This is a genomic window from Bailinhaonella thermotolerans (genome assembly GCF_003594875.1).
GTDB classification, from domain to species: Bacteria; Actinomycetota; Actinomycetes; order Streptosporangiales; family Streptosporangiaceae; genus Bailinhaonella; species Bailinhaonella thermotolerans.
Map to the genome: position 1 here is coordinate 169539 of NZ_QZEY01000019.1, position 8942 is coordinate 178480.

An 8942-nucleotide genomic window follows, 5' to 3' on the forward strand; every position below is an offset into this window, starting at 1 on the left:
CCCCGCGTGGAGGCCGGACAAGCTGCCTATGAACAGAAACGTCCACTGCGACGAATATCCGTTTGCCTCGACCCTTCAGGGAGCTAGTTTCGCCAAGGGACACTACTCCCTCAAGGCGGTGAATGGCAATCAAAACGTTACTCATGGAAATAGACTCGGAGCGTTCTACAGAGATTACCGCGTCGGGACAGGCAATGCCTTCTGGGTGTTCATCGAAGACTAAATGCGGCCAAAAAAAGATCGGTACAACAAGATGGATCGTGTTGCGAATTCCCGCCTCCGGGCATACCAGGCGGCCAATCAAGTAGAAGAGGGACAACCTGAATGAACGTGTTTCCTGCGGACAACCAGCAACGTCTTCTGGCGGAGGCCGGGCTCGTTGCCTACTTCACCGCCCTGTGGGTCGACATCGGGGATCTCGGCGAGGTGGCCCGGCGGCTGCACATCGCCGAGGACACCCGGGTGGTCTGTGGGTTCAAGACCGCTCTGAAGTCCCATGACCCCGGGTCGCTGTCGCGTACGGTCTGGATCAGCTCGCTCACCCCTGACTGGTCCCTCATCCTGCACCTCACCGGCGGGCACATGCCCGATGCGACGGAGCTCAGCGTCGGCGGTCACCGCGTCTTCGACATCACCCACCTGGAGGAGGAGATCATCCCCATCGGCTATTCCATCGACGGGAACAACCTCGGGGAGATCTTCTCCCACGAGGAGTACAGCCAGTACTGGGCGGACCTGGAAGATGACCCGGGGTTGTCCCTGGACGAGGAACTGGAGCAGCAGTTGTGCGTCATGGGGCGGATCACTGGCCGCTTCCTCGACCGTGAATGGCTCGCTTCGCCGGGCGTACTCGGCGAGCTCTCCCCCAGCCACTGACGTGCTCACCCGATGTGGCGGCGCGACCCCAACCCGCTGAGGTGCGGGTGAGACAGCGGGCCCCGGCCCCGGGTCGCGTGTCGTTAACCGGCTCCAGCAGTCCCGGAGAACGTCACGCTCACCGAAGATACGCCCCGCCGCCCGACTCCGGCCCGCGTCTCGACCCGAGGCGCGGGCCAGCGACGACAGACAGCCGGTCAAGACAGGGCGCGGCTCTCCACCCAGCCTAGCCCTGCCAGGGCGGGCGGCCGCTCTGGCAGGTACGCGTCCAGCGGATCACCCGTGGCCGCGTCCATCACCAGCGTCAGCACCCGCCCCGTCGGGACGAACGCCTCGCGCGGCCGCAGGAACATCCCGCCGTCAGCGCCGCCGAACCGCCGCAGGTCTCACCACCGTCACCAGCCGGCCATCCGGCACCGCGTCGCCGCCGAGCGTGGCGGTGCGGCCCGCCGCGACACCCCGGCCGCGGTGGTGATGGCCGGGCCGAGGTCGCGCCCAGCGAGCCGGGCCAGCCGGGACGCCTCCGTGGTCCACCGGCCCCCACCACGGCCGCTCCGCCTGGGCGTCTCGGTGGTTGCGGCGGCGGTGGGCGCTTTGACCAGGACGCTGCGCGGCTGCGTGATCCACGACGCCGAATACGGGCGCCCTCCACCAAGCCGCCGACGTGCCGGCCGATCACCCCCGCCGCCGTCCGGTACCCCAGGGAGCCCGCGGCCATGTTCACCTGGGTCTGCATGTGGGTGATCTCTGACCCGGCGTGCGCCTCCGGCCTGGCGGTGAGGCTGTTGATCTGGATGGTGTCGGTCCACGCCCTGCCGAAGTAGGTGTTCCACTTGCCTACGCCCACAGCAGTGCCGCTTGGGGGTGCATAGCTCAGTGCCGGAGGCAGAGCTGGCCGGTGGCTCCCCCTTCGGGTACGGGCAGGCACCCTCCTCCGAGGCGAGAGTCGGCTGTTACCGCTCCCCGCTCTCCGCATGTTGAAAGATGCGCGGGAAATGGCCTCCCAGCTTCGTCAGATCGGGGCAGGGCCGGCTTGTCGCATGTGGGTGCAAGGGGCGCTCGTTCTTCGTAGTGTCGTAGGGCGCAGGGAAGGGAGCTGGGCATGACCATGCGACCGCAGGACTTCACCTCCGCTGACGCGCCGCTGCCCGAGAAAGACCTGCGAGCCATCCGTGCGGCGCTGGTCGTCCCTGAAGATCGAGAGGCTTTCGACGCGGGGCTGAAGGCCGTGCTCGACGAGGTGCGGGTGAGTCTGGATCTGGCGGGGTTGGACAGTTTCGTCCACCGCTGGTGGATCTCCGCGTGCGACAGTCTCGAGGATCCCGGAGGGCGTCGGCAGATGCACGTCCGCGTCCAGCAGGCGCAGACCGGCGAGCCGATCGCGCGGGGCAGGGTGTGGCGGGAGATCCTCGCTGCTCGTGGAGTCGATGCCTAGACGTGGCGCGCTCCGTCGTACGGCGGGGGCACCAGGGTGCGGGGGATCTTGCGCGGCGGAGTCCCCGGGCGCGGACATGCCGGGGGCCTGCGCGCGGAGGGTGGAGGGCATGGGTGGGGCCGGCACGTGATGGCGTGCCGGCCCCGGGTTGTGGTGACTACCGCCGCAGGCGGTTGGCGATCTCCTGCTGGAGTCTGCGCTGCAGTTCCAGCAGTTCCTCGTCCTTGAGGTTGCGGATGTCGGCCGGGATCTTCCCGTCGCCGGGGGTGGTCGGCGCCGGCTCGGTGGCCGACTCCACCCGGCCGCATCCCCGCTTGGCCGCGGCCTCGTACAGGCAGTGCGGCTCGGCGCCGGCGAGGGATCCGCTGCCGCGGACGACGTACTTGGTGACCTGGCCGTGGCCGATGGTCGCCAGGAACGTCTCGCCCGAGGTGGGGGTCACCTCGAACACCTCGAACCCGCGGGTGGCCCACTGCTGCAGGTCACCGTAGGAGCTGCGGATGTTCTGCGCGATGGCGTCGGGCGACTTCCACGGCTTGGCCAGCCGGTGGACCGTCAGCGGGGCGAGCTTCCCGCCCGAGCCGTGCGCGGGGATGACCGAGATGGCCGTGATGGCCGTGGCCGAGCCACGCGGCGTCAGCGAGGTGCTGTAGAGCCCCTTGCCTCCGGACGCGAGCCCGAACTCGGTGTTGTTCTCGGCGTTGACGCGGCTGTCGTCGGTCTCCCAGCCGCCGCGCTGCCACAGCCAGTCCCAGTAGCCGGACATGGCGTGGGTGGACTCGCGCTGCGAGGCCGCCAGGCTCATCGGGTAGGCCGGGCCGGGCAGGCCCGCGCCGTCGCTGAAGGTGATCTCGCCGGTCTTGCCGTCGTAGATCGCCACCCCGGCGGGCCGCTCGGTGACGACGAAGAAGCCCTGCAGCTTCTTGAGCGGGACCACGACCTTGGGGACGTTGCCGCTGTCGCAGTAGGCGTAGACGTCCTTGTCGTCGAAGGACACCCACCTGCGCTCCTGGGCGATCTTGCGGCCCAGGTTGTGGCCGAGCCACCCGCCGACGCGCGCGTCGGCGGTGCGGGAGAAGGCGCACCGGGACGAGCCGTTGGCGGCCCCGATGACGGGCACCTTCAGCGTGGCGACCGACTCGTAGCCGGTGAAGGCTCCGCGTCGCTCCAGCAGCGTGGTGTACCGGTCGCTGACCGGGTCGTAGCTGGTGTCGGCCACGTTGCCGGTGGCGTCGCCGAGGTTGGCGCGCACCTGTGCCCGCGCGACGGTGTACGGCGCTCGCTCGCCGAACTGCGGCGCGGGTGCCGTGGTCACCGTGACCGAGGACAGGTAGTCCCGGTCCTGCAGGTAGCCGTAGGCGAACCACCAGGCGATGGTCGCCAGGCCGCCGGCGAGCCCGGTGAGGGCGAGCCAGCCCACGGCGCGCGAGCCGGTCCTGGAGTCGTGCCTGTCGCGCCCGGACTTCTTGGCGCTCCCGGAGGGGCCGAGCAGGAGGGCCACGACGAACAGCGCCGCGAGGATGAGCAGGACGGGGATCCAGATGACCCCGGCCTTGCGCACCACCCACACGATGTTGGTCAGGTAGTAGGCCTCCCAGAAGCCGGCCGCGAGCAGGGCCGCCGTGATGAGCCCGCCCACGAGCAGTGGCTTTCTCACCTTGTCTCCTTTGGACGATGGGGCGCTTACGCGCTTCCGTTCTCGGCCGACCGTGCTCGCGCCCGGCCGCCGGACAAGCGCCGGAGCCGCCTCGCCCCACGCAAAGATCCGGGCGCGACCGTTTCGCCGCGCACGCGTGCCCGCTCAGGGGGCGGCCTGGGAAGACGAGCGACCCCAGGCGCGCCAGGCCTGGGGTCGGGGTGACAAGCCACGCCGGCGACGCGGCGCGGAGGGGTGTCTAGGCGGCCGCTCCGTTCGGCGGCGCCGGGTCGAGGATGGCCTCCAGCTCGGCCGGCTGGATCGGCCGGTTCTCCTGCCGGGCGCGCCGGATCAGGAGCCGGATGCGGCCCACGGCGGTCACGATCTCGTGCAGGCCGGCGGTGACTGCGTCGTACCTGTCGGTCATCTCCTCCAGGCGGCCGAGCACCTTCGGGGTCATGGTCGCGATCCGGACGGCGTCGGCCACGCTGAACCGTTCCTCCCGCTCGAGTGTCTCCAGCAGGTCTCGCAGCGAGGTGATCTCCGCGTCGGTCGCGCGCGGGCGGTGCGCGGTCGTGGCGGGGTTCGATGTGGTGGCCACAGGGATTCCTTCCTGGTCGCGGTCGTTTCGGCCCGGTGCCGGCGAGCCGGCCTCGGGGGTGAGGATCGTCCTGGCGCCGGCCTCCCCCGCAACGCCCGCACGCCGGCCGGGCCCGCGGACTCCCAGCGGCCGGGCCCGCCGACTCCCGCCGTACGGGCGGCCGGGCCGGGGTTCCTGGGCTTGCGTGCCGGGTCGCCCGCGCATGGGTCGCGGACCCCGGGGCGCGGTGCCCGGGGTCCGCGGGTGGGTTGGTGGGTTCGGGTCAGCCGGTGATGGCCGCGCAGCGCGAGCTGACGCGTCCCAGCGCGTCCTGCAGGCTCGCGGCCTGCGTCACCACGGTCACCGGCTCGGCGCCGGCCGGCTTGAGGGCGCCGATGGCCGCCGCGGCGTCGTTGAGGGCCTTCTTCAGCTCGGCGTCGCTGGTCTGGCCGGCCGCCTCGGCGAACTCGGCCTTGATGGCGGGCAGCCGGTCCGCGCTCAGCCCGGGGTCCATCAGCTCCTTGCGCAGCCGCAGGACCGTGGCGCAGGCCGTGCCCCGGCCGGCGTTGACGCCCTGGTCGACGCCGCGGGCCACCTCCTTGACCTGCTCCTGGCCGCACCCGGTCAGAGACAGGGCCGCGCAGGCGGTCACCGCTGAGATCACCAGCCCGAACGTCATCTTCCGCATGTGTGTTCACCCGGCTCGGCATGTGCCGGTCTCCTTCGGCCGCCTACCGTCCCGGCCGGCGCAGCAGAAGGAACGGCGCCGCGTCTCCTCGGCCTGTGATCACCGGCAGCCCGGCAAGCGGCGTTCGAGCACGTGACGGCGCGCCGACGGTACCCGGGCGGCAGGCCTGGCCACGCGGCCAGCGCATCAAACCAGAACACGAGTCCGAGGTGATGTCCGTGTCGATCCCGCCCGGAGCGACCGTCACGATCCGTCTCGGCAGCCCCACCGGCCGGCTGAGGCTCACCGAGCTGCGCCTGCGGCCGCCCGAGGTCGATGAGCACGCGGTGGAGCTGTTCACCAGGCACAGCTGCCGCCTGCTCGCCTGCGCCCTGCAGGAGCGGACCGGGTGGCCGCTGACCATTCTCTACCCGCACCACGCTCCGCCGGGGTGCACGTGGCGGTACCACGTCGGCGTCCGCACTCCTGACGGCCGCTTCCTCGACATCAACGGGGCGGCGGATCTGGCCGACGTCGAGCGTGCCTGGTCCGCGATGTACGGCGTCCGCGTGGCCACCCACACGGTGAGCGTGATCGAAGGCCTCATGGCGTTCCTCGGCGGACAGACCGGGGACCCGGCCGCGTGGTGGCGGGACGACTGCGGCGGCCACACCCTCGACATGCTCGACATGTACGCCGACGCGCTGCTGGCCCGGCGCCTCACGCTGGCGCCGGCGTGACCAGATCACACCCGCGGTAGCGATGCCGCGCGCCCACCCCTGCTCCATCAACAGTGACGCCCCGCCGGTCTTCGGCGGGGCGTCGCCCGTTCCGGTTCAGCCGCCGGCGATGGGGGTGGGCAGGGGCAGGTCGAGGCAGTCCTGGAGGGGGAAGCGGAAGGCCTCGCGCCGCTCCACGTAGGCGTCCACGTGGAGACCGGCCGGGGCCTTCCAGGCGTAGCGGGCCTCGTAGGTGAGGAAGGACAGCCAGCCGCCGAACTCCTCGGCGAGGTCCTCGCCGACGTCCACGGCCGCGCCGGACTCGTCGTAGGCGGTGGACCAGGTCAGATAGGCGGTCTCCTGGACGCTGTCCTGCTCGGCCCAGACAGCCTCGAACGCCGCCGCCTTCGGGTGGTGGCCGCGCAGGGTGAGGGCGATCCACTTGAGGGCGAGTACGGCCAGGCGGTCGCGGGCCTGCTGGTAGATGCGGGTCTCCCGTCCGGCCAGGCGTTCCAGGGCGGTGAGGTCCTGTTCGGTCATGGGCTTCCTTTCCGCTGGGGCCGCGCCCGGGGCGGGGCGCGGGCGCCGCTCACCGTGCGCGGAGACGGACCAGGCCCAACCAGGCCAGGCGACCGAAAGGGCTAAAGGGCGGCCCTGCGCGCTGCGGGGCCGCCCCTGGGGTCCGGCGGGGGGCGGCGGGTGCCGCTCAGGGGTGGTCCTCCTCGTGGGCGGGGAGCCAGCCGGCCACGACCACGCCCGCGATCACCGCGATCACCGCCGCCAGGAAGCCGGTGGTCTGCAGGGCCTGGACGAACGCGTGCCAGGCCTGCTCGGACAGGTGCCGCCCCGCAGGTCCGCCGAGCGCGCGGGCGGCCGCTTCCGCGCCGATCACCGTGTCCTGCGCCGCCCGCGCTGCCTCCACACTGAGGACGGGCAGGTGGTCGCCCGCCTGGACCCCCTGTACCCGGGGTGGGACGACAGCACCGACCCGGACGCTCTGCGGCGGGACCTCGCCGACCTCGGCCTGATCGGTGAGGACGACCAGGACGACGATGGCGAGGACGGCGCGGACCGCTACGACCACGCGGTCAACGCCGCGTTCGCACTGGCGGAGCGGCGCACCGGGGTGCGGCTCGAACCCGGCCACGTCAACGGCGAGTTGCCCTACCGGGCCCCCATCGCCCGCTACTACGGCAGCCCCGGCAGCGCCCGCCCTGCCTGGGCGTGACGGCGCAGGCCCAAGCGAAGCCGACCGCGCCCCAATTGCGCCCCGCCCCGGGGGGAGATTCAGACCGCACCCTGGCCTCCGGGGCGCCCGCAGCCAGCACGGGCAGACCCGGCCGGCCGGCACACCAGATCGAGGAGACCATGGACGACGACATGTACCTGCACGCCCTGCTCGACCGGTACGGGCTGACCCCCCAGTTCAGCGCCGTGTGGGGCAAGGTACCTGAATCAGACCCCTGCACCAGGCGGAGCCAGTCGCCTCCGCCTGTGGTGCCCGGCGCGTCGAGGGCGGGGATACCCGGATGGGCCGACCGGCGGCGGGCTGCCGCCGGTGGGGGCACGGTCTGACCGCAGGGCCCCGGGGGAGCCGGGAAAGGTACGGCGGCCCCCGTAGCGCGCGAGGAAGCGGCAACGAGATTCTTCCTGATGCTCACAATGCCTGCGATAGAGACAGAAACACGCCCGAGGGCCTATATAACGCTCTTGCTCGCCACGTGATCGAATTGACGCTTTCTTTACAGAAACCTTACTGATAGCTTGCCGTTCAAGATCGCGTGAGGCCCGCCTTCCCACCCCGGGACAGGTGGGCTTTCGCATGCCCGAACGGAGACATGTGTCCCCACAACCCGGGGAGAGACGGACCCTGCCGCCTCCCCCATCGCCACGACGCCGCGGACGGCCGATCCGGTCTGCTGCCGTCGTGACCCTCACCGCGGCCCTGCTTGCGGGCATCGCCGCCGTACCCACTCAGGCCGTGGCCGACCCGTCGGCACCGGTCAAGCCGATGCAGCCCGCGACCCCCGCGAAGCCGACGTCGCCGCCCTCGCAGGACAAGGCGACCCTCGACGCGTGGGCTCAGGCCAGGAAAACGGGCAAACGCGTCGAGGTCCCGTCCCGGCACACCGAAACCTCCACGGTGTGGGCCGAACCCGACGGCAAGACCCTCACCGCCGACATCGGCACCACCCCCGTCCGGGTCCGGACCGGTAAGAACAGGGACTCCTGGACGCCTATCGACACCACGCTGGCGGAGAAGGACGGCGTCCTCGTCCCGAAGCAGGCGAAGATCCCGCTGGAGATCTCACCCGGGCGGTCCCGGGACCTCGTCACGGCCAAGAACGAGTCCGGCTCGGCGGGCTTCGGCTGGACCAAGGACCTGCCCAAGCCGACACTTCACAAGAGCACCGCCATCTACACCGACGCGGTCGCGCCCGGCGTGGACCTGGTCGTGCAGGCCCTGCCCGACGGCTTCCTGCAGAAGGTCGTCTTCCGCCGCAAGCCCGGCACCGTGCCGACCGTGCGGCTGCCGCTCACCCTGCCCAAGGGCGTCACCACCGGCCGCGCCAAGGACGGCACACCGCAACTGATGGCCGGCGGCAAACCCGCAGGCGCGCCCCTGCGCATCGACATGCTCGACGCCAAGGCCGCCCAAGGCTCCGGCCGTGTCGGCACTACCACGACCATCATCGAAGACGGCACCGCCGGCCGTACCCTGGTGATCCAGCCGGACGAGAAATTCTTCGCCGACCCGTCGGTCACCTACCCAGTCACCATGACGGCGAGCGAGCCGGTGACCGGCGACGCGACGCGGGTCGCGGACACGTTCGTCTGCTCCGACCAGTTCAAGGACGGGCAGATCCACTCGGAGTGGCTACGCACCGGCTCCAACAGCATCGCCGACTGCCGCACCTCAAGGAGTCGCTGTGACACAACTTCTTGCCCCCGGCGCTCTTGACGACAACAAGCTAGGAGGTCGAGCAACGCGCATGAACACTTTTCCTGAAGAGAACCAGCTGCGCCTT

11 protein-coding genes are annotated in these 8942 nt (G+C 71.1%); 6 read left to right on the top strand and 5 right to left on the bottom strand.

Annotated features, from left to right (window positions below):
- The 3 genes from D5H75_RS42205 to D5H75_RS33565 form a co-directional block, all read left to right on the top strand.
- The coding region (locus D5H75_RS42205) for a NucA/NucB deoxyribonuclease domain-containing protein (protein WP_206781976.1) at window positions 1-223 on the top strand (223 nt) is incomplete at its 5' end.
- 101 nt (window positions 224-324) lie between these two features.
- Complete coding sequence (locus D5H75_RS33560; RefSeq protein WP_119930598.1) at window positions 325-876, top strand: hypothetical protein; 552 nt, start codon at window positions 325-327, stop codon at window positions 874-876.
- A gap of 1102 nt (window positions 877-1978) precedes the next feature.
- A complete protein-coding gene (locus tag D5H75_RS33565) occupies window positions 1979-2311 on the top strand; it encodes a DUF6247 family protein (RefSeq protein WP_119930599.1) in 333 nt (110 codons plus the stop codon).
- Window positions 2312-2468: 157 nt separating this feature from the next.
- On the opposite strand, the gene D5H75_RS33570 is transcribed toward D5H75_RS33565, so the two are convergent.
- From D5H75_RS33570 to D5H75_RS33580, 3 genes are all read right to left on the bottom strand, one after another.
- The gene (locus D5H75_RS33570; RefSeq protein ID WP_147425368.1) at window positions 2469-3968 is read right to left on the bottom strand and encodes a hypothetical protein; all 1500 of its coding nucleotides are present in this window, start codon (window positions 3966-3968) and stop codon (window positions 2469-2471) included.
- A gap of 238 nt (window positions 3969-4206) precedes the next feature.
- A complete protein-coding gene (locus D5H75_RS33575) occupies window positions 4207-4548 on the bottom strand; it encodes a hypothetical protein (protein WP_119930601.1) in 342 nt (113 codons plus the stop codon).
- Window positions 4549-4810: 262 nt separating this feature from the next.
- Window positions 4811-5215 (bottom strand): hypothetical protein, encoded by a 405-nt coding sequence (locus tag D5H75_RS33580; RefSeq protein WP_119930602.1) that lies wholly within the window; start codon window positions 5213-5215, stop codon window positions 4811-4813.
- Between the two features lie 218 nt (window positions 5216-5433).
- Here D5H75_RS33580 and D5H75_RS33585 point away from each other — a divergent pair, with 218 nt between their 5' ends.
- Window positions 5434-5934, top strand: coding sequence for a hypothetical protein (locus D5H75_RS33585; RefSeq protein ID WP_147425369.1), 501 nt, complete (start codon window positions 5434-5436; stop codon window positions 5932-5934).
- A 96-nt stretch (window positions 5935-6030) separates the two neighbouring features.
- Here the strand turns inward: D5H75_RS33585 and D5H75_RS33590 are convergent, their stop codons facing one another.
- Both D5H75_RS33590 and D5H75_RS33595 read right to left on the bottom strand, forming a co-directional pair.
- On the bottom strand, window positions 6031-6453 hold the full coding sequence (locus tag D5H75_RS33590; RefSeq protein WP_119930604.1) for a hypothetical protein: 423 nt from the start codon (window positions 6451-6453) through the stop codon (window positions 6031-6033).
- A gap of 166 nt (window positions 6454-6619) precedes the next feature.
- Window positions 6620-6835, bottom strand: coding sequence for a hypothetical protein (locus D5H75_RS33595; RefSeq protein ID WP_147425370.1), 216 nt, complete (start codon window positions 6833-6835; stop codon window positions 6620-6622).
- Here D5H75_RS33595 and D5H75_RS33600 point away from each other — a divergent pair.
- Together D5H75_RS33600 and D5H75_RS33610 are read left to right on the top strand one after the other, a co-directional pair.
- A complete protein-coding gene (locus D5H75_RS33600) occupies window positions 6752-7141 on the top strand; it encodes a DUF6461 domain-containing protein (RefSeq protein ID WP_277949994.1) in 390 nt (129 codons plus the stop codon). The two genes, D5H75_RS33595 and D5H75_RS33600, sit on opposite strands and share 84 nt — an antisense overlap.
- A gap of 699 nt (window positions 7142-7840) precedes the next feature.
- Window positions 7841-8875 carry a hypothetical protein gene (locus D5H75_RS33610; protein ID WP_119930608.1) on the top strand — a complete coding sequence of 345 codons (1035 nt, stop codon included), beginning with the start codon at window positions 7841-7843 and terminating at the stop codon, window positions 8873-8875.
- The last annotated feature ends 67 nt before the right edge of the window (window positions 8876-8942 follow it).